This window comes from Halobacteriovorax marinus SJ, assembly GCF_000210915.2.
Classification (GTDB): domain Bacteria; phylum Bdellovibrionota; class Bacteriovoracia; order Bacteriovoracales; family Bacteriovoracaceae; genus Halobacteriovorax; species Halobacteriovorax marinus.
In genome coordinates this window covers 1,187,539-1,212,950 of record NC_016620.1, presented here as the reverse complement: position 1 = coordinate 1,212,950, position 25,412 = coordinate 1,187,539, and the positions used below count along the sequence as shown (strand labels likewise).

At 36.9% G+C, this 25,412-nt stretch carries 21 protein-coding genes; 15 read left to right on the top strand and 6 right to left on the bottom strand.

The genetic code is table 11. From position 1 onward, the window contains the following. Nucleotides 1-3: 3 nt before the first annotated feature. Nucleotides 4-777 (bottom strand): sterol desaturase family protein, encoded by a 774-nt coding sequence (locus tag BMS_RS05975; RefSeq protein ID WP_014243904.1) that lies wholly within the window; start codon nt 775-777, stop codon nt 4-6. A gap of 208 nt (nt 778-985) precedes the next feature. Here BMS_RS05975 and BMS_RS05970 point away from each other — a divergent pair, with 208 nt between their 5' ends. The 8 genes from BMS_RS05970 to BMS_RS05940 all read left to right on the top strand — a co-directional run bounded on the left by BMS_RS05970 (nt 986) and on the right by BMS_RS05940 (nt 7,812). Continuing rightward, nucleotides 986-1,465 (top strand): RrF2 family transcriptional regulator, encoded by a 480-nt coding sequence (locus tag BMS_RS05970; RefSeq protein WP_014243903.1) that lies wholly within the window; start codon nt 986-988, stop codon nt 1,463-1,465. Beyond that, nucleotides 1,462-2,889, top strand: a complete 1,428-nt coding sequence (gene sufB, locus BMS_RS05965) for a Fe-S cluster assembly protein SufB (RefSeq protein WP_014243902.1) — start codon at nt 1,462-1,464, stop codon at nt 2,887-2,889. The genes BMS_RS05970 and sufB overlap by 4 nt, the downstream gene beginning before the upstream one ends. Nucleotides 2,890-2,900: 11 nt before the next feature. Beyond that, nucleotides 2,901-3,653 (top strand): Fe-S cluster assembly ATPase SufC, encoded by a 753-nt coding sequence (gene sufC, locus BMS_RS05960; RefSeq protein WP_014243901.1) that lies wholly within the window; start codon nt 2,901-2,903, stop codon nt 3,651-3,653. A gap of 8 nt (nt 3,654-3,661) precedes the next feature. Beyond that, nucleotides 3,662-4,915: a Fe-S cluster assembly protein SufD gene (gene sufD, locus BMS_RS05955; RefSeq protein WP_014243900.1), complete on the top strand. Its 1,254-nt coding sequence runs from the start codon at nt 3,662-3,664 to the stop codon at nt 4,913-4,915. Next, nucleotides 4,915-6,138, top strand: coding sequence for an aminotransferase class V-fold PLP-dependent enzyme (locus BMS_RS05950; RefSeq protein WP_014243899.1), 1,224 nt, complete (start codon nt 4,915-4,917; stop codon nt 6,136-6,138). Before sufD ends, BMS_RS05950 begins: the two co-directional genes overlap by 1 nt. Nucleotides 6,139-6,155: 17 nt before the next feature. After that, nucleotides 6,156-6,710 carry a NifU family protein gene (locus BMS_RS05945; protein ID WP_014243898.1) on the top strand — a complete coding sequence of 185 codons (555 nt, stop codon included), beginning with the start codon at nt 6,156-6,158 and terminating at the stop codon, nt 6,708-6,710. Nucleotides 6,711-6,836: 126 nt separating this feature from the next. Further along, nucleotides 6,837-6,989, top strand: a complete 153-nt coding sequence (locus BMS_RS17590; RefSeq protein WP_157765690.1) for a hypothetical protein — start codon at nt 6,837-6,839, stop codon at nt 6,987-6,989. Nucleotides 6,990-7,173: 184 nt separating this feature from the next. Further along, on the top strand, nt 7,174-7,812 hold the full coding sequence (locus BMS_RS05940) for a hypothetical protein (protein ID WP_014243896.1): 639 nt from the start codon (nt 7,174-7,176) through the stop codon (nt 7,810-7,812). 51 nt (nt 7,813-7,863) lie between these two features. Here the strand turns inward: BMS_RS05940 and BMS_RS05935 are convergent, their stop codons facing one another. From BMS_RS05935 to hemF, 4 genes are all read right to left on the bottom strand, one after another. After that, nucleotides 7,864-10,419, bottom strand: a complete 2,556-nt coding sequence (locus BMS_RS05935) for a hypothetical protein (protein WP_157868249.1) — start codon at nt 10,417-10,419, stop codon at nt 7,864-7,866. A 219-nt stretch (nt 10,420-10,638) separates the two neighbouring features. Then, nucleotides 10,639-11,859 carry a hypothetical protein gene (locus tag BMS_RS05930; protein ID WP_014243894.1) on the bottom strand — a complete coding sequence of 407 codons (1,221 nt, stop codon included), beginning with the start codon at nt 11,857-11,859 and terminating at the stop codon, nt 10,639-10,641. Between the two features lie 69 nt (nt 11,860-11,928). Next, the gene (locus BMS_RS05925) at nt 11,929-13,125 is read right to left on the bottom strand and encodes a hypothetical protein (RefSeq protein WP_014243893.1); all 1,197 of its coding nucleotides are present in this window, start codon (nt 13,123-13,125) and stop codon (nt 11,929-11,931) included. Between the two features lie 254 nt (nt 13,126-13,379). Beyond that, nucleotides 13,380-14,273 carry an oxygen-dependent coproporphyrinogen oxidase gene (hemF, locus tag BMS_RS05920; RefSeq protein WP_014243892.1) on the bottom strand — a complete coding sequence of 298 codons (894 nt, stop codon included), beginning with the start codon at nt 14,271-14,273 and terminating at the stop codon, nt 13,380-13,382. A gap of 77 nt (nt 14,274-14,350) precedes the next feature. On the opposite strand from hemF, the gene BMS_RS16795 reads away from it, so the two are divergent. From BMS_RS16795 to BMS_RS05885, 7 genes are all read left to right on the top strand, one after another. Continuing rightward, nucleotides 14,351-15,010 carry a DUF3943 domain-containing protein gene (locus BMS_RS16795; RefSeq protein ID WP_052590595.1) on the top strand — a complete coding sequence of 220 codons (660 nt, stop codon included), beginning with the start codon at nt 14,351-14,353 and terminating at the stop codon, nt 15,008-15,010. Between the two features lies 1 nt (nt 15,011). Further along, nucleotides 15,012-15,722, top strand: a complete 711-nt coding sequence (locus BMS_RS05910; RefSeq protein ID WP_014243890.1) for a hypothetical protein — start codon at nt 15,012-15,014, stop codon at nt 15,720-15,722. An 11-nt stretch (nt 15,723-15,733) separates the two neighbouring features. Continuing rightward, complete coding sequence (gene arsC, locus BMS_RS05905) at nt 15,734-16,081, top strand: arsenate reductase (glutaredoxin) (RefSeq protein ID WP_014243889.1); 348 nt, start codon at nt 15,734-15,736, stop codon at nt 16,079-16,081. A gap of 170 nt (nt 16,082-16,251) precedes the next feature. Beyond that, nucleotides 16,252-17,718 (top strand): FecR family protein, encoded by a 1,467-nt coding sequence (locus tag BMS_RS05900; RefSeq protein ID WP_014243888.1) that lies wholly within the window; start codon nt 16,252-16,254, stop codon nt 17,716-17,718. Nucleotides 17,719-17,781: 63 nt separating this feature from the next. After that, nucleotides 17,782-19,365 carry a tetratricopeptide repeat protein gene (locus tag BMS_RS05895; RefSeq protein WP_014243887.1) on the top strand — a complete coding sequence of 528 codons (1,584 nt, stop codon included), beginning with the start codon at nt 17,782-17,784 and terminating at the stop codon, nt 19,363-19,365. A gap of 18 nt (nt 19,366-19,383) precedes the next feature. Further along, a complete protein-coding gene (locus tag BMS_RS16790; protein ID WP_014243886.1) occupies nt 19,384-21,615 on the top strand; it encodes a CHASE2 domain-containing protein in 2,232 nt (743 codons plus the stop codon). Between the two features lie 117 nt (nt 21,616-21,732). Then, nucleotides 21,733-23,307 carry a methyl-accepting chemotaxis protein gene (locus BMS_RS05885; RefSeq protein WP_014243885.1) on the top strand — a complete coding sequence of 525 codons (1,575 nt, stop codon included), beginning with the start codon at nt 21,733-21,735 and terminating at the stop codon, nt 23,305-23,307. A gap of 44 nt (nt 23,308-23,351) precedes the next feature. Here BMS_RS05885 and BMS_RS05880 read toward each other — a convergent pair whose 3' ends face one another. Further along, nucleotides 23,352-25,400: an alpha-ketoacid dehydrogenase subunit alpha/beta gene (locus BMS_RS05880; protein WP_014243884.1), complete on the bottom strand. Its 2,049-nt coding sequence runs from the start codon at nt 25,398-25,400 to the stop codon at nt 23,352-23,354. Nucleotides 25,401-25,412 lie beyond the last annotated feature (12 nt).

Sequence of the window (25,412 nt, the reverse complement as noted above, 5' to 3'; positions counted from 1 at the left end):
GAATTATCTCCTAAAGGGAGTGCTCAGCATTCCCTTAAAAGAGTCTCTATACTCACTATCAAGACCACAATCAAATTCACTATAGTCCTCTACCTTAGCACTCTCATAAGTTTTAAAAATTCTATCCCAAATAGATAAGCAAAATCCATAATTGGAATTATGTAAATGAAGTTTTGGATGGTGATGAATGACGTGAAAATTAGGTGTTACAAAAAGACTAGCTAAGAACTTATCCAACTTCTTAGGCAATTGAATATTGGCATGATTAAAAATAGCAAAAGAACTAAGAGTAATTTCAAAAAGCAATAAACTCTCTAGGCCAACACCAAAAGCTATAACTCCAGTGATCTTTATTAACTGAGATAAGATCAACTCTAGCGGATGAAAGCGCAGGGCCGTTGTGACATCTAATAAATTATCTAAATGATGTACCCGGTGAACTTTCCAAAGTATTTTAATTTTATGAAATAAGAGATGTTGAAAGTAAATGAGCAGGTCCATAAGAATAAAACCCAAAATCACACTTGCCTCAAACGATAAACCAAGCCAGGGAATAAGGCCCACTCCGAAGTCAGTTGCCCTATAAGCACTCACCAGTGGAAGAAAATGATTCCAAAGAAATAGAAGTAAACTTCCAAACATCAGCAAAGCAATATTCGAAAGTCGCCTATAGATATTTGAAGGATATAAATTGGGATCCCTACGGCGCTTCAGTAAACACTCAAGCAATGAAAAAGTTGCTAAAATTGAGATAAAGACAATAAAGCGCGTCTGCAAAACCCCTCCTCACTCACTTAAGAATTAAATTATAAGATACTGAAATAACAATTGATATAAATTAATTTGGGCCATCAAACAAAATAAGCCAAAATTTACCGTATTTTTTCCTCTATAATGACTGAAATAGGTTTCTTTTTAACTTATTTAAAGGTATATGTGTGAAATTATCTGAAAATATATTGATTTTAGTAACTTAGGATATTTAATGCTGAAGGTTAATAAAAAAGTAGAATACGCCCTAATGGCGTTAAAATTCATGGTCGAAAAAGGCGGCGAACTAACTAGTGCGCGTGAAATATGTGACCACTTCAAAACACCTTTCGACACTACAGCTAAAGTCATGCAAGTGATGAACTCACACGACATCCTATCTTCTGTAAAAGGAATTAAAGGTGGTTATACAATAAATGTAGACCTCTCAACAATTAGCTATCTTAAACTTGCACGCATTATAGAGGCAAAAGAAGTTAAATCAATCTGCCAAACGAATAAAGGCCTATGCGAACTTCACTGTGATTGCAATATCGTTAATCCAATGAGCACACTCAGTGAGAAATTAAACCAATTTTTAAACTCTCTCTCTATTCAAGAATTACTTTTTGGAGAAGAGTTCAGTGATAAGAACAAACTATGTCCAATTAAAGACATTGTTAAAGAATTAGATTCAAATGGAACACAAGTATGAGCGAAGAAATTCTACAAGAAGAGTATAAGTACGGATTCTATACAGATATCGAAACTGAAGAGTTTCCTAAAGGTCTGAATGAGGAAATCGTAAGACTTATTTCTAAAAAGAAAGAAGAGCCGCAGTGGCTTCTCGAGTATAGACTCAAGGCCTTTAAGCTTTGGAAGACAATGAAAGAGCCCAACTGGGCAAAACTCGATATTCCTGCGATAGACTTTGAAGACCTCTACTACTACGCTGCTCCTAAGAAGAAAGAAGCTCTTTCAAGTTTAGATGAAGTAGATCCAGAGCTTTTAGCAACTTTTGAAAAGTTAGGAATTCCTCTCTCTGAACAAAAGAGAATTTCTGGCGTTGCTGTAGATGCGGTCTTTGATAGTGTCTCTGTTGCAACAACATATAAAGAAGACTTGGAAAAAGTAGGAGTTATCTTTTGCTCTATTTCAGAAGCAGTCAAAGACTACCCTGAACTTGTAAAGAAATACCTTGGTACAGTTGTTCCACCTGCAGATAACTTCTACGCAGCACTAAACTCTGCAGTTTTTTCTGATGGTTCATTTGTCTATATTCCTGAAGGCGTCACTTGCCCAATGGATCTGTCTACATACTTTAGAATCAACGCTAAAGAGACGGGGCAATTTGAGAGAACTCTTATCGTTGCCGAAAAAGGAAGCTTCGTAAATTACCTAGAAGGTTGTACAGCTCCTCAAAGAGATGAGAACCAACTTCATGCTGCCATCGTAGAAATTGTTGCTTTAGATGATGCTGAAGTTAAGTACTCTACTGTTCAAAATTGGTACGCAGGAAATAAAGAAGGTATTGGTGGTATTTATAACTTTGTTACTAAGAGAGGAAATTGTCTTGGACGAAATTCAAAAATCTCTTGGACACAAGTAGAGGCCGGTTCAGCAATCACATGGAAATACCCTAGTTGTAATCTCATTGGAGATAACTCACAAGGTGCTTTCTACTCTGTTGCTTTAACAAATAATAAAATGCAGGCCGATACTGGAACAAAGATGGTTCACATCGGTAAAAATACTAAGAGTACAATTATCTCTAAAGGTATCTCTGCAGAGCAGTCTGAAAATAACTACCGTGGGCTTGTAAAAGTTATGCCGTCGGCGACAGGAGCAAGAAATTACTCTCAATGTGACTCTATGTTAGTTGGTGATAAGTGTGCTGCGAATACATTCCCATATATAGATGTAAAGAATAATACAGCGACTGTAGAGCACGAAGCCTCGACATCAAAGATCAGTGAAGACCAACTCTTTTACTTACAACAAAGAGGAATGGATATGGAGAAATGTATCTCTATGATCGTAAATGGATTTTGCTCAGATGTTTTCAAAGAGCTACCACTAGAGTTCTCAGTTGAAGCTGTGAAGTTAATAGAAATGAAATTAGAAAATTCGATTGGATAAGGAATATAACAATGATTGAAATAAAGAACTTACACGCAAAAGTTGAAGATAACGATATTTTAAGGGGTATTGACCTAACGATTAAGGCCGGAGAGGTTCACGCAATTATGGGACCAAACGGATCGGGAAAGAGTACTCTTTCAAAGGTCATCGCCGGTCACCCAGCGTTTGAAGTAACGCAAGGGTCAATTGAATATAATATCAATGGAAAGAACTCTGATCTACTTGAACTCGAAGCAGACGAGAGAGCAAAGAATGGTATCTTCCTAGGTTTTCAATACCCTATTGAGATTCCAGGTGTAACAAACTTCAACTTCCTTCACGAGTCATTCAACGAAGTTTCAAAGGCGAACGGTGCTGGTGAAATGGATGAAGCTGCATTTAAAGAAATTCTTATGCCTAAACTTAAACTACTTGAAATGAGAGAAGAATTTTTAAATAGACCAGTGAACACTGGTTTCTCAGGTGGAGAGAAGAAGAAGAACGAAATTCTACAGATGGCCGTTCTAAATCCAAGACTTGCTCTACTAGATGAAACAGATTCAGGACTTGATATCGATGCTCTAAAGATTGTGGCAAAAGGTGTAAATGCCCTTAAGAGTAGATTCAACTCTGTCGTTCTCGTAACACATTACCAACGTCTACTTGACTATATTGTCCCAGACTATGTTCACGTTCTCTACCAAGGGAAGATTATTAAGTCTGGAGGAAAAGAGCTTGCGTTAGAACTTGAAGAGAAAGGTTACGACTGGCTAATTAAGTAAGGTTAAATATGAAAATTAATGAAGTTACAGATAATTATATTAAAGAACTTGAGCTAATTGCAAAGAGCGATGTGCAAAAGTCGGCATTAAACTTTTTTAAAGAAAGAGGTCTTCCTCACACTAAGATGGAAGACTGGCTCTATACGAAAGTGACTGATGTCGTTCCAGAGAGCTTTAAACTAGCAAAGACTGATAGTGCAAAGGAAATAGAGTCTCCTCTCGGTGAGTACTCACTCTATTTCATCAATGGTGCTTACCAAGCACAAATGTCTAAGCTTCCAAGCGAGATTCAATTGGAGACTATTTCTACAAATGATCTCTCTATTGCAGACTACTTAGATGATACTAAAGATATCTTTGGAATGCTTAATGCCTCAGTAAATTCTAGTATTCTAAAAATCAAAGTTCCTAAGAACTTTGTGCAAGAAGCTCCAATTACAATTATTCATCAAGCAACAGAAGCCAATAGCTACTCTACGCCGCGTATTCATATAGAAATGGATATTCATTCACAGTGTAATTTTGTAGAAATTTTCCAAGGTGCAGATGATTTAAATTATAACCAGGTGAGTGTCACAAACTTTACTTTAAAAGATGGTGCCATAGCTAAACATATTAAAGTTCAGACAGAGGGCAATCTTGCTTTCCATGCTGGAAGTGTAAATGCAACGCTAAAAAGAGATGCAAATTTTAAGAGCTTCACTTTTAATACTGGTGCAATTAAGGCGAGACATAATCTTCAAGTAAAACTCCTAGAGCCAGGGGCCGAAGCCTCTGTTGATGGTCTCTATACACTTGCAGGTAAACAGCACTGTGACAACTTCTCACTCATCCACCACGATGCTGAACACACTGATAGCTCTCAGCTCTTCAAAGGTGTTTTAGATGAAAGTGCTCGTGGAGTATTCACAGGAAAAGTACTCGTTGATAGAGATGCACAGAAAGTTAACTCAGAACAATTAAATAAAAACCTTCTCTTAACGAAGAAGGCACACGTTGACACAAGACCTCAACTTGAAGTCTATGCTGACGACGTAAAATGTGCCCACGGTGCTACTGTAGGGCAAATGAGTGATGAAGAGGCCTTCTATTTACAGTCTAGAGGATTAAGTAAGGAGCGTGCTCAGAAATTACTTATTCATGCATTCTGTGCGGATGCCATTTTAAAAATAGAAGATACTCAGATTGAGAATTATCTTTCAAATATTCTCTTTGAATCATTTGAGAAAAATGTTTTTGAACATTTAGAGCAAGGACAATAATGCTAGAGAACTTTGATGTTTTAAAAATTCGAAATGACTTTCCTGAACTTTCTAGAACTGTTCACGATAGACCATTAATTTACTTAGATAATGCCGCTAGTACATTGAAGTGTAGGCCTGTAATAGACGCACTCAACGCCCACTACTCAAATGAAGCGGCGAATATTCACAGAGGTGTTCACTACCTTAGTGAGATGGGAACGATAAAATACGAAGAGACGAGAAAGAGTATTCAACATCTCATTAATGCTAGAAATGATTACGAAGTCATTTTTACTAAGGGTACAACTGAATCACTTAACTTAGTTGCCTCAAGCTATGGAAGGAAGTTCTTAAAAAAGGGTGATCAAATCCTACTTTCAACACTTGAGCACCACTCTAATATTGTTCCATGGCAAATGATTGCTGAAGAAGTCGGCGCAGAAGTCATAGAGATTCCAGTTAATGACTTGGGTGAAATAGATCTTACTGCATATAAAATTCTTCTTAACGAGAAGGTGGCGATTGTAGCGACAAATCATATTTCTAATTCTCTAGGAACGATAAATCCTATTGCTGAGATGATAAAGCTTGCTCACGATGTTGGAGCAATCTATGTTGTAGATGCAGCACAGTCTATCTCACATGAGAAAATTGATGTTCAGAACTTAGACTGTGATTTCCTCGCCTTTAGCTCTCATAAAATGTTTGGACCTACAGGTGTTGGAGTCCTCTACGGAAAAGAGGATTTATTAAATGAGATGCCTCCTTACCAGGGTGGAGGAGATATGATTGACGTGGTTAGTTTTGAAAAGACCACTTACAATACTCTTCCACATAAATTTGAAGCAGGTACTCCGCATATTGCTGGAGTTATTGCTCTTAAAGCGGCCATTGATTATATAAATGAGATAGGTCTAGATACAATAAAGGCATGGGAGCATGAGCTCTTAGAGTATGCAACAGAGCAACTCTCTAAGATAGATGGCCTCAAGATTATTGGAACATCAAAAGAAAAAACATCTGTTATCTCTTTCACAATGGAAGGAGCACACCCTCACGACATAGGGACTCTCCTAGATAGACAAGGTATCGCCGTTCGTACTGGTCACCACTGCACTCAACCACTAATGAAGAGATTTAATATACCTGCAACAACTAGGGCCTCATTCTCTGTCTACAACACGAAAGAAGAAGTAGATGCTCTTGTCGCTGCTATTATAAAAACAAAAGAATTCTTATAAAATAAAAGAGGAAAAAAATGGACATTCAAATCCAACCAACACCAAACCCAAACGCGCTTAAGTTTATACTAGATAAGCCAGTAAAGAATGAAGGGAATTCAAGTTATAAATCACCAATGGACTGTGGAGATAATAATCTTGCCTTAACTCTTTTCACTGTTCGTGGTGTTGATCAACTTCACTTCTACGATAATGTCATTACGATCACCAAGTTTGGCTATGAAGATTGGGAAAGTATGGAACCAACAATCATGGACTACATAAATTCAGAATATCCAAAGCATGATCCTAATTACTTTGATCCTGATCCAGAAGCAGAGAGAAGAGCTAACCTCTCCCCTGAGCTAAAAGAGATTGAGGCCATCTTAGATAAGACAATCAGACCAGGACTTCAAGGAGATGGAGGAGACATCCAAACAATCTCATTTGAAGACAATATTCTACTCGTTCAATACCAAGGGGCCTGTGGTACGTGCCCATCTTCAACAACGGGAACGCTTGAGGCCATCAAGGCCATACTCAGAGACGAGTATAATCCTGATATAGATGTCTACATTGCTCCCAGCTACTAAATAGATAACACATTGATTTTACTTAAAAAAGGCACTTTTTATGAAGTGCTTTTTTTATAGCCTTGACTTTAGTTTAATAAAGGATACAATAGTTTTACCTATCAAACTTATTGATTCGAGGTGACTATGATTATTCGCAACTGCTTTGAACTTCTTTCTGAACTGGCCGAATTAGAGACTAAAGTACAGGAAAAGCAAGAACTCTTAGAGCAACTTGGTGTTGAGGTAGATTGCGAAGAGTTACTTCTTCAATTCATTTCCAAACAAAGAGCGTTATAGCAAATATAACCACTCTTTCCTTTCTTATCAGTTTTGGGTGGAGGCATGAAAGTGCCTCCACTCTTTTCTTTACCCGAGTATTTGTCCCCGACATAAACATAAATTGCTTTCTTTTTTTTAAGTGCTAGGAATTTTTTTCCGACAATGATTTTAAGCACGGCAATTTAAATTCATTGGAGGACAAATGAACGCATTAATTCGAGCAAAGAAACACTCGTTTCTATTTCTAACACTTTTGGGGCTACTTTCTTTTACATCATGTAAATCTGACACTTCTAATATTGAAATAGAAGGTGTTGATGGACCACACGTACAACTTTTACAAGACAACCTAATGATTTCTATGGTTCTTGAAAATGTTGTTCTTGACGGTGGACTTAGATATAACATTCCTAAGTATCCAAACTCATATATTGAGATTTCTCCGGACTTACAAAGTTCAGGTACACTTCTCTCTGTTTCAGTGTCTCTTGACGATGTATTCGATGATAGACTTGGAAATTTAGATCCACAAAGACTTCCAGGTGGTAGAGCTCTTCCAGGTGTTGCAGGTGGACAATTACCAGCGGTAGCATTCTCTATTGAAAAGTTTCACAATATGAGCCTCTATGTTGGACCAGAAGTATTTGGAATTTTCGTACCAGCTGATTTAGGAATTGATGGAGCAATTGCAACATTTAGTTACTATATGAATGAAAAGAAAGCTGGAAATGTTTCGGTTGTTGGAAATGATAGCAACGGTGAGCATGGTGGTATTCTTTTACTTTTAAATATGAAAGGTAAAATGAAGAAGAAGCTAATGAAAAGAGCAGAAAGATATTAATAAATATTTTATAATCTCAAAGGGCCCTCATTTTCATGAGGGCTTTTTTATTTATTCCTTACTTCCGTCAATAATTTCTTTTAATCTATCGTAAGAGAACTTCTCTCTTCTTTGATTTCTAAGTAATTCTTTAGCAATAGCTTCATTTTTCTTATCTACTTTCTTTGCTCTATTCTCTTCATCTTTTTTCGAAAACTTTAAAACTTTCCCATCTGGAAATTCTATATAAACTTCATCTTCAGGTGTAGTTTCTAGAAGTTCTTCAATTTTTAATCTCTTCTCTTCCTCTGATAATTCAGCAAAAGAAGCATCGACCATAATAGGTCTAATCTCACCAAGACTTGTATTATCGATTACCTGTACATCCTCACCAATACTTCTAAGAGAAGAAAGACTGATTCCAGAAACTGAGGAACCATCATCGGACTGTGAAGCAGAACTAGAGTTAGAAGAAGAACTACTAGAAGAGCTTCCTTGAGATGCTCCCTCTACAGGCGCTGAATAGCTTGCATTAGCAGCTGTTGCTCTTGAGGCTGCACTATCTCCTCCTCTAGCGACAATATCTTCAGGATTCGATTTTGCCCCATAGGCTTTATCAAGTGCTGACGCTAGAGGTGACTTAAATGAAGATGGGTCAGGTCTAGAAATCGTAGAAGGAGCTTCTACAATAGAATTAGAAACCTCTTCTTTTTTCTTAGTTAATTTAGCAATCTCTTCACTTTGTTTTCTTAACTCTTCTCTAAGCTTTGCTAATTCAAGACTCTCTTTTGTACTTGCTAGCTCATCACTGAGTTCTTTCTCTGTTGAAAGTTTATCTCTTTTAAGCTTCTCAATTCTATTGGCAAGAAAATCTTCATATGACTGATCTTCGCTCTCACCATTTGAAAAGCTTCTTCCACTTCTCTCCTCGCTACGAGATAGAGAGTTTTGCATCGATCGGCCCTGAGAAGTATTCTGCCCTCTATTAAAATAGTTATCACTTCTTGTAGAATTTCTCATATCACTATTGACCTGAGCCGTTGCCCCTCTTACATTATTTCCTCTACTAGAACTTGGTCTAGGGCTTTTACGGCTACCGACTGCTGTATTACTGCTATTATTATTTGAACCAGCTACCGATAAAGATGATGGATTTGCAACATATCTCGCAACTCTTTTAGAGTTTCTAATGGTACGTGTACGATCATTCATTCTATCAGATAATGAGCGGCGCCCCCCATTTGGTCTAGAGCTAGTCTCTAGAGCGAGTGTACCATCTTCAGAGACAACAGTTTTTACACCTTTATCAACTTTCCAAAACTTAAAGGCCATAAGTGCTTTTTGAAGCTCTTCTTTATTTGGCATATTAAATTTTGCCATGATTTCATTTTCTAGATTTTCAATTTTCTCAAGTACATCTTTAATTTCTTGATCTTCAGATGAAGAAGCTCTGGAGAGAATATTAAGTAGAGTGTTATCTTTTAAAGATTCAAGTTCAACTAGCGCTTTCTTTAATTCTTCATTCTCTGAGATCTCTCTCATTTTCTCTTTAAATTGATTATACTTACTGCAATAAAGAATATCTTTTTTAAACTCTGGAGTCTGGCGCATAGATAGAATTGCATCTAATCCATTATTTCGCGTTTGAATATCATTAAGCCTCTCCGCTCTATCTTGTTCATCTACGGCCTTATCTAAGTAGCTATCTGGAAAAAAGTTTGAGAAAAACTCTAAGATCTTCTTTTCTTGATCTTCTTCTTTTTTAACCGAAACATAGGATAGAAGATTTCTACAACCTTCTCGTCCACTCTCCTTAGTTACATTTCTAGACACTTTATCAATTTGAAATTCATCAGAGTCAACTCCTCTCGTTATTTCATGTTGGTGAAAAGAGATATACTCATTAATAATTTGAAGTCTAATATCATTCTTAGCAGTTGTATCTTCATCGTGAACATCAAAACTTCTAAGCTCATTAATTCTTCTCTCTAAGAAGAAGTCTTTTCCACTTTCCGCGCTTACAATCTTAGAGAGTTCAAAGATTTCATCTCTTGAAGGATTACTCTTTCCAAGTCTTTTTAGCTCCCTATTGAAAATTTGATGCTGTCTATTTAAATCTTCTCTAGCGAGAGCTTGCTTCTTGAGGCTGTCTCTATGACCAATGAACTTATTTCCTACTTTTTCAAAGAAAGGATCATTTGATCCAAAAGAGCATGCTCCAACACCCATCTCTTCATAGATCATATTTATATCATTCACGTCACTAACCATTAAACTATGCGGCGTCAGCCTTTCTAATTCAAAGCTCTTACTCCCTTCAATCATATTTGATAGATTTGCAACGCCTGGACTCTCTAGGTACTGCTTAACCTGATCCTCGTCAAAGAGCATATCAACACATGAACAAATCTTCTCCGCAGTTTCGTGATTAGAGCATCCTAGTTTTTGATCTAATTCACTCATTGTGCCTTTCTTATTGGCCTCTTCAAGACATCTCTTAGCGTTAGAGCTATAGAAATTTTCTGGAACTTCAGTGTAGAGTTGTATTCCACGTTCTGTAGAATATGGCAGCGCTAGAGTTGAATCTAAGCTAAGAATAAAAGCAAGAAAGAGCAGCGTGTTTTTCATAATTATTTTCATTCATTACCTATTTTAAAAATACTTTCTATGCTTCTCGGATACTTGAGTATATCTCTTTAGTATATATTAGATGACACTGGAGCTGACTCTAAACTAATTCTTAAAGCATTAGATAAGTAATTAAAATTGTGATTATATAGAGATCAGTTTATAGCCACAAATTTGAGGCAAAAAAAGGCCAGAAGAAATCTGGCCTAGAATTTAAAGTTATTTTTCATTCATCCATCTAAGAATATCTTTCTCACCATAGTCTCTCCCACCGTAATTTTCAAGTAAGAGATCCATTTGATCGTCTGTGAGAGTTTTATCTATCACTCTTCCACTACTTCTAAAGGCGATCAGGCACTTAGTAATCTTATCTAAATTATCACATAGTTTTGGATCGTGATAAATTTCTTTAATTCTCTTCACAAGACAAATATTATAAGATTTTGAATCAGGATCAAATCTAAATGAAGTATGATTCCACAAAAGTGGATTGAGTTCATTCCACCAAAGAGTTGACATATTCTCTAAGCGATTAATTCGCTCATTTACTCGATCAAGAGCAATAAGCATATTGGTCGCATCACTTCCCTCTCTAAATTTCCCATTAGTCTCTAGCTTCTCCTTATCACAAGTCGTCGCCATCTCATCAATTCTCTTATAAAATTTTTTAAGATTTTCCGGTAAGTTTTTCTTCTTATTTCTATAATTTGCCATATCGTTTAGTCCTAAATCAACAGAAATGGCCATTATCGCAACGGTAAGGACTTGAAGTGTTTGATTTACATTGTAATCTAAATTACTATTCTCATACAATGATCTTATCTCTGGCTTATCCTTCTCCCAACCTTTTCTTGGGAAATGTGGAACTTCTTTTCCATCGGGAAGATTTAAATATTCCTCTCCCGACATTTCTTCAGCTGAATAATATTGGGCACTAGCAGATTGAATCAAAAATAATTCATTAAAGAGATTCAAGAGCGAAACTTTCTTAGGAAAAGCCTTTGCAATATTCTTATGAAAAGCAAGAATATACTTATCAAATTCTTTTATCTCATAACTTGGAAGAGCGACAACTCTCCCCTCTATACGAATTTGATGTTTATTTAAATCATCAATAGAAAAAGAAGCTGTCTTATTCTTATATGTAAACGTGATAATTCCACTTTTTGTTAAAGACATTTTCGGCAAACTATTCTTGAGTACACTAGGAGTAGACCCAAGAAGTAAACCGAGTTCTCTTTTATTTAAACCAAGAGACTCATAGTATTCTTTTGGTTTATTTTCATGGCTTCTAAACTTCTCAAGCTTAGCGATAAAATCTTGAACAAGGATTCTTCGAACCCCTCTCTTGGCCACTGAATTTACTTTCTCTTCTATTCCAAAGTTTTCTTGTGCATTGACTTGTGACACTAGAAGAAAAAGAGTTATTAGAAACTTCATTGAACTCTCCCGATAAGTTTACCTAACTTATCGAAAGAACTAAAATATACATTAATTAATTTTTCTTTATTATTTTTGAATCCATCTTAGGACATCGTCTTGACCATAGTCACGACCGGCAGGGTTCTCTAGCAATAAGTCCATTTGATCGTCTGTAAGCGTTTTCTCGTTTACACGTCCACTACTTCTAAAGGCCACAAGACAATCTGTAATCTTATCCATATTTTCGCAAAGATTTCTATCGTAATGAATCTCTTTAATCCTCTCAACTTTACAAATCTCATACGATTTGGAATCTGGATCAAAGTGGAATGATGTTCTATTCCAAACCAGCTCATCGAGTTCTTGCCACCAAAGAGTTGACATATTTTCTAAGCGATTAATTCTTTCATTTACTCTATCAAGAGCAGTAAGCATTTTTGTCGCTTCACTACCCTCTACAAACTTACCTTTTGTAGAAACGCTTTCAGAGTGACATGTATTTGCGAGACTCTCAATTTTCTTATAAAGCTTCTTTAAGTTAGCAGGTAGGTTCACCTTCTTATTTCTATAATTGGCCATATCATTTAGTTCTAAGTCAGCAGAGATTGCCATAATAGAAGCTAGTAGAACTTGATTTGTTTGATTGACATTATAATCTAAATTGTCATTTTTATAGAGACTTAGAAGAGGTTTTTTAGTTTTATCATAGCCTTTTCTGCGGTAGTGAGGAACTTCCTTTCCATCAGGAAGTTGTAAGTAATCTGACTCTTGAGCATAAACGCTTTGAATAAAGATATTAGATAATACATCTATAAAACTTACTTTCTTGTGAAAGGCTTCGTACATATTTTGATTAAATTCTTTAAAGAATTGATCTAAGTCAGAGTTGACCATTTTAGGTGTATTTACTTTTACACCATTGATATAGACCTCTCTCTTGGACAAACTCTTAAAAGAGAACTTCACAACATTTCCTCTATCTCTTAAAATAAGAATTCCCGACTCTCTAATGATCAACTCAGGTAAACTTCTTGTTTTAGATTCTGGAAAGGCCTTAAGAAAGGACTCTACGGCAGCAGGTCCCATTCCGATTTGTTCAAAATACTTTGCAGGTGTATGTCTTAGTTTATTATAGCTCTCAACTCTATTGATAACTTCTTTAGAGTAAATCTCTGTTATCTTTCTACTCACAAGTCTATCGACTTTTCCCTTGATACCGAAGTTCTCTTGTCCCGAAGCTGAGAAAAGAAAAAGAGTTAAAAATAATGCTAGTAAATTTCTCACAGTTCACCTTATTTAATTACATTTATATATCGGCAATTCTAAGCAAAACTATAGGGTATTCATAAGAATATTTCTAAGATATCAAAATTACATAAAAAAAGTATAAATATATACCCACAATTTATTGGCGTATTTAGTAAATAATTTTAGGAGGTTTTATAATATATGCCAGAAGACGACACTCTGGCAGCGATTCACTGGAAAGGTTAAAAAGAGTGCTCTAAGACAAGAACACCCTGATTCTTTAAGAGAGATTAAACCCAGTTCATTGGGTAGTAATACTTCATCATTTCCGCATGGGGAGATCCATCTTTTGGCGCATACTTATAGCTGTACTTCACACGCCCTGGAAGCGAAATAAGAATAGAGTCAGTTCTACCATTACTTTGGAGACCGAACATTGTTCCTCTATCGTGAAGAAGGTTGAACTCAACATAACGACCACGTCTATGAAGTTGAAAGTCTTCGTCCTCAGCAGTGAAGTCTTCGTTTACTCTCTTTTCAACAATTGGAAAGAAAGACTTTATAAAGTAATTTGAAAGATCTTTAACCATCGCCAAATCACTCTCCGTATCTCCAGTGTTGAAGTGGTCAAAGAAAATTCCTCCCACTCCTCTCATTTCATTTTCTCTATGTTTATTTACAAAGTAATTATCACACTTAACTTTAAACTCTTCATAATTCCCATAAGGTTTACAAGCATCGGCCCAAACTTGGTGAAAGTACTTAAAGTCCTCAGTATGAGGATAGTAAGGAGTTAAGTCAGCACCACCACCGAACCAGAATTTATCGCCAGCTTGAATCATTCTAAAATTGGCATGCGTAGTAGGAACCTTAGGATTTCTAGGATGAATAATAAGTGAGATTCCCGTTGCCCACATAGTCTCATTTGTACTGCCAATCTTCTTTGCAAAGTCTGGAGCGATTGCACCGTATACAACAGAAGTATTAACACCGGCATTCTCTATGACTTCACCTTGAAAGGCCCTTGTAATACCGCCCCCACCATCGTTATCGTTGAAGTCTTTTCTCTTCCAATTGTCCTCTATAATCTCAATTGAAGGATCAATTTTCTTAATTTCCTCAGTTATTAGATTCTGCAAGTGACGCACATGGTCCACAAAGTTTTGTTTAAGATTTTCAAGCATAAAATTTACCTTAATATGTTTTTAAAATGGGCTTCACATGGTATCAAAAGCAACAAACCAAATAAAGTAGCAAATTGATGAAGTTCATACTCATTACTATATTTTTAATACAGTCACTCTACGCCAGTGAAGCTCCCTCTGTTGATAACACAGACTACTCACTTAGCAGACAAAAGAAATATCAATATACATATATTGATAGAGATCATACCCAGAGTGAAAACCTTATGCATCTCTCTGTAGTCTATGGAATTACGTGGCTTGTCTATCCCCTAACTCAGCCAGATACATTTTTTAACGATGGTAGTTTTAGAAAGTATAAGAGAAATTTTGGACGATTGGTCTTTGATCAAGATGAGCCTTTTTGGAATTGGATCGTACACCCTCTCTCTGGTTCACAACTCTTTCTCTATTATCGCGCTAATGGCTACAGCCGAATAGACTCACTTACGATGGCCTTTATATCTAGTACGCTCTTTGAGTTTACAGTTGAAATCTACACCGAGCCTGCCAGTATACAGGATCTCTATCAAACACCTATTTTAGGATCCGTTATGGGTGTCGGTATTGAGAACCTGTCTCTCTACTTACTTAATACTGGAAATATTTTTGGAAAAGTTCTTGGTCACCTCATCAACCCTTCAACTCTATTTTGGTTCTATGAAGGAAAAATTCAACTTATGCCTACTTATAATGGAAGAGATAGAGTAGGCCTACACTTCTCTATGGATTTTTAAGATGAGAGTATTAATAGCAATCCTCGTATTCATCTCTTCCCTCAGGGGCACATTTGCTTTTGAAAATGAATTCTTTTTAAAGTCAGGACTTAACCTTTCAATTAATCGCATTGGAGTTTTTGAAAAAGACGATGATGATGACGATGATGAAAAAGAAATTCAAGGCCATAACTACTTTGGAGGCTTTGGGTTTAATACGCACTTTGGCTATCGCTGGAAAAGATTTGAGCTCACAGCAAGCTCTTCCATATCATTTGGAAAAGTTGAAAAACTTGCTTTCGTCGTTAACCAAAATGATTTTCTTGGAAGTGGTAACTATCAAAACTTAATGGTAAGCCCCAACGTTAGATACTTCATACCATGGTCGCCTTTAAAGAGTTGGAGATTTGCCGTTGGACTTGGGCCTATTTGGTCCCAGCAAACAATACGCTTAAAAGACTTCACTTCCAGCACTCCTTATGCCGGAAAAAAGTTTAAACTCACTTATGATACGGTAGGTTTCGGAGTTGGAATTGGTATCGAAGAACATCTTCCGACAAAAGATATGCATCCTGTTTACTTTGATATTACCTATGTGCGACTCTACTCAGTTAAATCTTACCTAGTAGATACTACAGATAGTACAAAGACAAATATTCTCAGTACAGCCGAGGCCAAGAAAGATGTGGCCTCTGAAGCACTTATCTTTAGTATGGGAATAGTTTTATTTTAAGGAGAAAATCTATGCTTTATTACCACAACCCAAGATGTAGTAAATCACGACAAGGGCTACAATTATTAAACGAACAAGGCATTGAACCAACTATTAAAGAATACTTAAAAGAAGGGCTTACTCAAAAAGAGATTCTAGATCTTATGGAAAAATTAAGTGTTGAGCCACTTCAAGGTCTAATCAGAATAAAAGATAGTCTTTTCAAAGAATTAGGTCTTTCTAAAACTGATGAAAAATCTAAAAAAGATTGGGCCAAAATTATTTCTGAAAATCCTGCTCTCTTAGAGAGACCGATTCTTGTAAATAAGAAGAAGGCCATCATCGGCAGACCACCAGAAGACCTCAATAAAATCATCTAATTACCAATCATATGGCACAAAAAATTCGCAATGCTTTTTTTGTGCCTAAGTATTTTCAAGAAGTTAAATTCACTTTTCCCATCTAAATAAACTCTCTCAAGTTTAACGATATAATAGACGAATAGTAAGAGGGCCATCAGCTTAACTTATTTAGGACTTAGGAATTTAAAATGAACTTTTTGAGAAAACTTCTACTAACAACAGCTATTGTAATCTCCATGAGCATTCCGGCACATGCAAGTGACGGTGTCGCTAAGGCAATCATTCTAAAAGGAAGTGTTACTGCCGTTAACCCAAAGACAAAAGAAGAAACAAAGCTAAAGAAAGGCTCTTGGGTACAAGAAGGTTTTGTAGTTAAGACTGAGCCAAAGTCTTTTGTAAAATTTCTCTTTATAGATAAATCACAAATGAACTTAGGTCCAAAATCAGAAATGGCCATTAGTAAATTCCCAAAGAAAGACGCAGGTATTATTACTCTTATGAAAGGTTCTCTTAGATCTAAGGTGACTAAGAACTACCTCGACAATAAAAATAAAGATAAATCAAAGCTATTCATTAAAACGAAAACAGCTGCCATGGGTGTTAGAGGGACAGACTTTATGGTTACCTTTAACCCGGTAAACGAAAATACTGCTCTTGTAACATTCTCTGGTGCAGTTGCTATGGCACAGATCACAGAGAATATTAGAAATATCCAAGTTTCACAGGCAGCTCTTGAAAAAGTTGTTTCAAGTGATAAAGCCGTTATTGTGACAAAGGGTCAATTCTCAGGTGTATCTCCAGGGAAAACATCAAGAGCAACGACTCCTGTAAAGATCAACCCTGGTCAATTAGAGTCAATGAAGTCAAACGATGGTTCTAAAGAAGCTCCAGACCAAGCTGCTGCAACGAAAGCACCGAAGAAGAAATTTAGAAGTGTTATCCCTCCAGGGGTAGATGCAAAAGGTTTCTCAAATAAAGCAAAAGTTGCAGAGCAAGTTGAAAAGGTACTAGGAAAAAGTGCAACAATTGCTGTTGTAGATAAAGTAGAAAAAGAAAAAGCTGCTAGTGCTGAGAATGCTCCTCCACCTGAAGGTTCGGTAAATGCTTCAACGGGTGAAATTGCTCCTCCAGCAGGTGGATATATTGACGTTGCAACAGCACAATATATTGCTCCTCCAGCAGGATCAGTATTTGATGCCGCAACAGAGACTTATATTCCACCAGCGGATTTTGGAGGATTCAATCCAGACACTGGTGCCTATGAAAATACAAATTACACTCTGACTGATGATGGGAAATTTGTTCCTACAGAAAGTCCAGACAGAGCACCTGCAAGTGTTGATGGATCAGGACCTGCACCATCTGAAGGTGGTGTAGATGGAGGAGGAAATGCTCCCCCAGAACTAGCGCCACTTGATAAGCCAATTGAACCAGAGATTGCTGATGATATTGGTGGAGGTGACGACTTTGGCGGTAGTGATGCACCTTCTGACTCCCCTGCAGACTTTGCAGGTGTAGATCAGTCAGAATTAGATGAGATCGTTGAAGATGCGCAAGATACAATTGAAGAGACAATTGAAGATGCAGAAGATGAAAGAAACGAAGTACTCAACAATAGTACTCGGGTAAGATTTAATATTAATAATTCTAATTAGAGGAAATTTAGTTATAATATAAGTCACTAATATTAATAATTTAGGTTAAATGGATTTGGCCCAATGAAAAAGAGCTGTGCACTTATATTATCTACTTTTATTTTAACTTCTAATATTTCTGCAAAAGAAAGTAGAGTTATAAAATCATCATTAGAATTATTTCAAAAGGGCTCCTACGCTCAAGTCTTAGAGGGCCTTTCAACTTTAAAAGAAACAAAATCCAATCGTGCCACGAGAAATTATCTTATGGCACTTTCCCACAATCGATTACAAAATTATGATAAGGCAATCCCCTACTTTATTGAGGCCATCAAGGCCAAAAGTGTAGCCGAAGATATTTACTATGAGTACGGACAAGCACTCTATGCCAATAATGATTTAACCAAAGCAAGAATCGCTTTTAAAAAATCAGCAGATCTTAACTATAAGAAAGACTCTTCTATTTACTATGTCGCTCACGTATCACAAATCCTAGAAGAGAATAAAACAGCTAAGGCCTATTATACTCAAATACTAAACTCAGACACGGCCGATACTGCACTTAAGCAAGTTGCACGTTTTCAAATTGGTGAAGTCTTACTGGGAATGGCCAGAGAGAATGAAGATACGCAGAGGCTCGTAAAGCAATTCGTTCTTCCTCAGATGGATAAGGCCTATGAAGTCGATACGACTTCTTCTCTTGCTAGAGAGATTAAATCTAGAAAGAAAGAAATCGAAAGAGAATTTGGGCTAGATCCAAATATTCTATATAACGGTAAGAGAATTTCATCAAAGAGATGGAACCTTTCTTTCACTCAGGACTTAAATCACGATAGTAATATTTCTCTTACAAATGATCTCCCCTCTTCAGCAGCGTCTAGAGAGGAGTCTTTTGTTTTTAAAACTAAAATGCGTGCAGGTTATGACTTTATAGTAAATAAGAGGTTTATTATAAACCCTGAGCTCAATATGAGTCTTAAGAGCCATACCAATAGAGATGCTGAGACTGTAAAGTCGGAAGATAATTATGATATCTCACCATCGCTAAATACTTCTTTTGAGCACAAGGCATTTAATAAGCCAGCATCGTTATTCTTTAATATCGATTACAACTACAATAGTAAGTATAATACGGCGATGCAGAGGAAGGCCTTCTACTCACGTTCTACGACTTATACAATTGGTGAGAAGTTTAAGTTCTTCTCTAAGGGTGATACATCGCTAAAATTTAAATATAAAGATTTAAGCTCTCATACAAGTACACTCTTTAGTAAGACGAAGTCTTTTTCAGTTGATCAACTCTATTTAACTTCGAGTTCATCAATTTATATGTTTCTCCTCTCTTATGACTCATTAGATACTTATAATAACCCGAAGAACGCAACCAACTCGACACTGCTTAGAGTTGATTATATCAAGCCAAATATTCTTCCAAAAATCACTCTCCATGTGGGAGCATCTGTAACTTTTGTTAGCTATACTGATGCAAATGAAAGTTCAGTAAGAGGAACAGAGAAAACAATAACTCCAAGTATAAAACTCACTAAGAAAATCAATGATAAATTGAAATTCTCTGTTGGTTATAATTATACAAAGAACACTTCACTAAAAGCTGATTACGACTATACAAAGCACGTAACATCTTCATCACTTAAATACACCTTCTAAATAGGTGAAAGGTTTTTTATGCTGTCAAAAATCATAAAATACCTAGGCTTCATTATTATTATATCTTTCTCTGCGCTAAGTGTTTTCTTCTCACTTACAGAGAGAGATATTGAAGACCCTAGAATAAAAGAGAAAATTTCTTATACTACTTTCTTTGAGAATCGTTTCTTCGACTTCAGAATGAGACAGACCCTAGATCCTAAGAAGTTTGATAAGAAACTTGTCATGGCAGATATTGATGATTACTCACTGAAAGAACTTGGACAATGGCCAGTAGGAAGACAAACTTGGGCCAACGTCATTGATAAGCTAAGAATCTATGGAGCAAAAGTTATAGCCTTCGACGTTTTCTTTGCTGAAAATAGTATGAGCTGTGGAGAAACTTCTGTTGATGACATCATGGCCCAATCGATTGTTAACTTTCAATCGATTCCAGGTAATAAAGTTATTCTTCCCTACTCCCTAGATACTCAGGGAGCTGATCACTTTGAAGAGATGCCCGATCAGCTTTATAACTTTGTCTTAGATACAAAGAATAGTGAAGGAATAGAACTTAAGCCTAAGAAGGTATCAAAAGCCGTATGGCCAATAGAAACACTTCTAAACACAGACGTTAGTCTAGGACATATTCAAGTAGAGGCCGATAGTGATGGGATCATGAGGCACTACCAATTAGTTGGAAATATAGACACTCTATATATGCCATCTTATGGGCTCCAGGCCTATATCGATTATACGGGAGATAGTCCTGTTCTAGAAATGCTCAATATAGGAGATTATAAATTTAAATTGGCTTCAGGAAATATTGAACTCAATTACAAAGGTGAAGCAAATGTTCGCTGGTTTGGAAATGAGAGACAATTTCCAAGAGTTAGTATTGCTGATATTGTGAAGGCCTATCCCGAAGATGAGAATATGAAAGAGATCTTCAATAATACGATCGTCTTTGTAGGGGCCAGTGCCTATGGTGCTTACGACCTTAGACACACTCCTGTTGATCCGATGTTACCAGGGGTTTACTTTCACATGAATATGACTCACATGCTGTTAAATGGTCATTTCTATAAACCTCAGCAAAACTCAACCTTTCTTTCATGGGCGATCCTCATAGGTGGATCACTAATCATTCTCATTATTCAATTCTTTGGTAATCCAATACTTGATTTACTCTCAACTATTTTCATTATTGGAGGAATTTATTATTACGATACTTACCATCTCATACCACAGGGATATGAAGTAAAACTCTTCTTCTGTTTCTTCTCTATTATTTGTAGTTACTCGTGGAATACTTTCCTCCACTTCTACCTCGCAAATAAAGATAAGGCGTTCTTAAAGAATGCATTTGGTTCCTATATCTCACCTGAACTCATCGACGAAATGTACTCTACAGGACAGCACCCTTCTCTTGGTGGAGATAGTGGAACAAGAACGGCCTTCTTTACTGATATCCAAAGTTTCTCTACTTTCTCAGAAAAGCTTAGCGCCACACAACTCGTTGAACTTCTCAATGAATATCTTACTGCGATGACTGACATTCTCCTTGAAGAGAAAGGAACGCTCGACAAGTATGAGGGAGATGCCATCATAGCCTTCTTTGGTGCACCAATGCCTCTAGAGGACCACTCTACAAGGGCCCTGAGAGTTGCTGTTAAAATGCAGAGAGCTCTTCTAGTTCTTAGAGAAAAGTGGGTTTCAGAGGGAGATAAGTGGCCACAGATCGTGCATGAAATGAGAATGAGAATCGGTATTAATACCGGTGAAATCGTTACGGGTAATATGGGTTCAGCATCTAGAATGAATTACACAATGATGGGAGACTCTGTGAACCTGGCCGCTAGACTTGAAGAGGCAGCCAAGCAATATGGTATCTTCACACAGACATCAAAGTTTACAATGGAAGATTGTCAAAGCGAGCAATTTCTCTATAGAGAACTTGATACGATTAGAGTTGTTGGGAAGTCAGAGCCAGTTACAACTTACGAAATACTAGAGATCAAAGAAGACGCGAGTGATCTCTTGATTAAACTTCAAGAAATCTTTAGTAAAGGTATCTCTCACTACAAGGCGCAGGAGTGGGATCAGGCCCTCGCCTGCTTTAAGGAGTCACTTGAGCTAGAACTTGAGCGCTTTCCTCTCTTAAAAGAAAAAACAAATCCTTCCAAGATTTATATTGAAAGATGTGAACAATTTAAGGAACTTCCACCTCCTCCGAATTGGGATGGAGTCTTCACACTAACATCAAAATAATGAATTCTAGGCACTATGACCCAAATAGTGCCTTTCATTAATCTTTTATTAATATCTTTAGATTAAATTGAGTTACATGAGATAAATCATTTCCGAAAAGATTCATGGAGGTTCTTCATGAAATTAAATATAGGACAAAAAATTCTACTCATCGTAGTAGTACCGTTTATTCTCTTTGCTGGTTTTTCGATCTACTCTTCTTATGAAAATACATCTAAAAATTTAATGCGCGAAAAGAGATTATCAATTCAATTTGTTACTCAAACGGCAATGGATGTTATTAAAGAGTACCAAGAGAAAGTTAAAAGTGGAGAACTTACTGAAGCAAGAGCAAAAGAGCTTGCAGCAAAATCTATTTCAAAAATTCGCTACGGACAAGACGGAGATGACTATCTTTGGATAAATGATACTACTCCTGTCATGGTCTCTCACCCTAGTGCTGCACTGGTTGGAAAGAATATGGCAGAGTTCAAAGATAAAGCAGGGTCTCATATCTTTGTTCAATTTAGTGATATTGCAAAAGCAAACGGCTCAGGATTCGTTCAATATATTTGGAATGACAAGAAGGATAAGAATAAATTTGTCCCTAAACTATCTTACGTTCAATACAATAAGGAATGGGACTGGGTTCTTGGAACAGGTATCTACATTCAAGACGTTCAGGCAACAATTACCTCTATCCTAATTGAAGACTCAATTAAAGTTACAATTGCGATGGTCATTTTGGTTATTGCAGTAACATTAATCGTTAGAAAGAATATTCGTGAGCCTCTTTTAAATATTGCCAATAAATTATTCTCAACATCAGAAGAGGTTGCAAAAGGAGCAAAGGATAGCTTGAGAAATTGTGAGCACCTTGCCAGTTCAAGTCAAGAACAAGCAGCGAGTCTTCAGGAGACAGTTTCTTCAGTAGAAGAAATAAATGCCATGATCTCTCGAAATGCGACTTCAGCTGAAGAGTCAAAGACGACTTCTCTTGAGTCTCAAAGATCTGCCAGCAATGGAAAAAATAGAGTCGACGAAATGGTTACGACAATAGATGAGATTGCGAGCAATAATGATAATGTTATTAAGAGAATGCAGCAAACAAATGACGAAGTAACAGAGATTTTAAATATCATTAAAAATATTAACGATAAGACTAAAGTCATTAATGATATTGTTTTTCAAACGAAGCTTCTCTCTTTCAATGCTTCAGTTGAAGCGGCAAGAGCTGGAGAATCAGGAAAAGGATTCGCAGTTGTTGCAGAAGAAGTTGGTGCACTCGCTAATATGTCGGGGAATGCCTCTGAAGAAATTAGAGAGCTTATCGAAAATAGTATGGCCAAAGTTGAAGGTATCGTTTCAAGTACAACCTCAGTGATGGAAAAAATGATTGAAGACGGTAAGAGAGCTGTATCTAAAGGCAAAGAAAGAGCACAAGAGTGTAAAGTTGTTTTAGATGAAATTATTAATAACGTAGATAACGTCAATAGAAAGGTTGCAGAGATTGCAAGTGCCTCTAAGGAACAATCTCAAGGTGTTGATGAAATCTCTAGAGCAATGGAGCTACTAGATCAAGTTTCTCACAAGAATAATGACGTAGTCATCAGTACTGAAGCCTCTTCTAAGGAGCTTCAAAAAGAAGCAGATGATCTTATTTATGTAGTGGAAGAAGTTAGGGAATTAGTAAACGGCAAGAGAGCCGCATAATTTGAATATAGAGGGCAGAATTTCTCTTCTGCCCTCTTTCTTTTTTAGTAAGCTAAAATTTCTTTAAGTGCAGCAACTACTTTATCAGTATTTGGTAGAACTGCTTTTTCAAGGATTCTGTTAAATCCAACAGGAGTAAACTCTGATCCTACCCTTTTAACAGGAGCATCTAGAGACTCAAAACACTTTTCATTAATAAGAGCTACAAGCTCTCCACCAAACCCTGCGAAAACTTTATCTTCGTGAACAACGAGACATCTATTTGTTTTAGAAACTGACTTAATAATCCCTTCTTCATCCAGAGGACTTAGAGATCTTAAATCGACAACTTCAACACTCTTACCTTCTTCATTAGCAATTCTCTCGGCTGCTTCAAGACAGTGGTGAGTTGTATTACCGTAAGTAAGAATTGTGATATCACTTCCCTCTCTTCTTACACGACACTTACCAAATGGAACTTCAAAGTCCTCTGGAATTGGAGTCATTGCTTGTTTAGCATTGTATAGGGCCTTAGGCTCTAGGAATAGAGTCATCCCTTCACTTCTCATAGCAGTTCTAATTAAACCTGCAGCATCATCAGCGAAAGATGGAGATACAATTCTTACACCTGGAAGTGGAGCGAGAGAAGCTTCAACGTTTTGAGAGTGGTACAGACCACCACCAATGTAACCACCAGAAGCTAGTCTTACGAGAACATTTGGAGCGAAGGCACCATTTGATCTCCAGTAGTCGTGAGTTGACTCAACAAATTGTTCCATTGCTGGCCAGAAGTAATCAGCAAACTCGGCACCTTCAACAACAACTCTAATCTTCTTATCGAATCTAGAGAAACCATTTGCCGTTCCCATAATATAATCTTCAGCGATTGGAGCATTGAAAACTCTCTCTTCACCGAATTCTTGTTGCATACCTTTAGATACGTTGAAGATACCACCCTTGTCTTTATTGGCCATATCTTGTCCCCAAATAAAAGTATCTGGGTTTGCTCTAAACTCTTCTTTTAAAGTTCCATTTAGTGCATCAATAAACTTAACCGGCTCTCCATTGTGCTCATGCGTTCCCTCAGGAAACTTCTCACATGTGTGAGCAGGAGGAAGAACAAAGTCATAGATACTCGCTGGATCTGGATTTGGTGCTTTCATAGCAGCAGAGTGAGCTTCAAGAACTGTCTTCTTTGATTCGTCATCAATTTCAGTTAATTCTTTATCTGTGAAGATCTTCTCTTTAATAAGTAATTTTCTAAATGCTGCATATGGATCTTTAGCGATTGCTTCTTCACGCTCTTTCTCATCTCTATAAAGCTCGTGCTTATCAGAGTTAGAGTGTGATCCCATTCTCACACACTCAGCGTGTACGATAACTGGTTCAGAGTTTTCAAGAGCATGTTGTCTCGCTGCTTTCATCGCATTCATTGAATCAAATACATCTTTTCCATCACAGTGAATAATTCTTAGGTTCTTAAGCCCTGTGAAGTTGTCTGCTACAAACTCATTGGCACATTGAACTTCTTTTGGAACAGAAATACCGTAACCATTGTCTTGAAATACAAATACAACTGGAAGCTTCTCTCTAGAAGCACCGTTAATGGCCTCATAGCAATAACCTTCTGAAACCGAAGACTCACCTTGAGAAGAGATCGCAACACCTTTGTGATCATACTTTTTCATCGCTCTTGCCACACCAACTGCGTGTAGAGTGTGATTTCCTGTACAAGAAGAAACGTTGTGAATATTCCACTCAGGCTTAGCAAAGTGGTTAGACATGTGACGCCCACCAGAGGCAAGGTCAGTGGCCTTAGAAATACCATTTAAAATCAGCTCTTCAGCAGTACAACCAGCAGAGAGAGCTGTTAGCATATCTCTATAGTAAGGAAAGAGATGATCTTCATTTAAAGTAAAAACTTGTCCGATTGCCAGTTGAATAGCATCGTGTCCAGCGTATGGAGCGTGATAAGACCAACCGATGGCCTGCTTTAAGTAATTAGGCGCGCGAAGATCAATAAGTCTTCCCACAGTCATTAACGTGTACCACTGCTTGAGAGTGGCCTTGTCAGTTTTCTTCAATGAATAAGTTTGTTCAGTTTTCTTAAGCATAACTATTTCCTC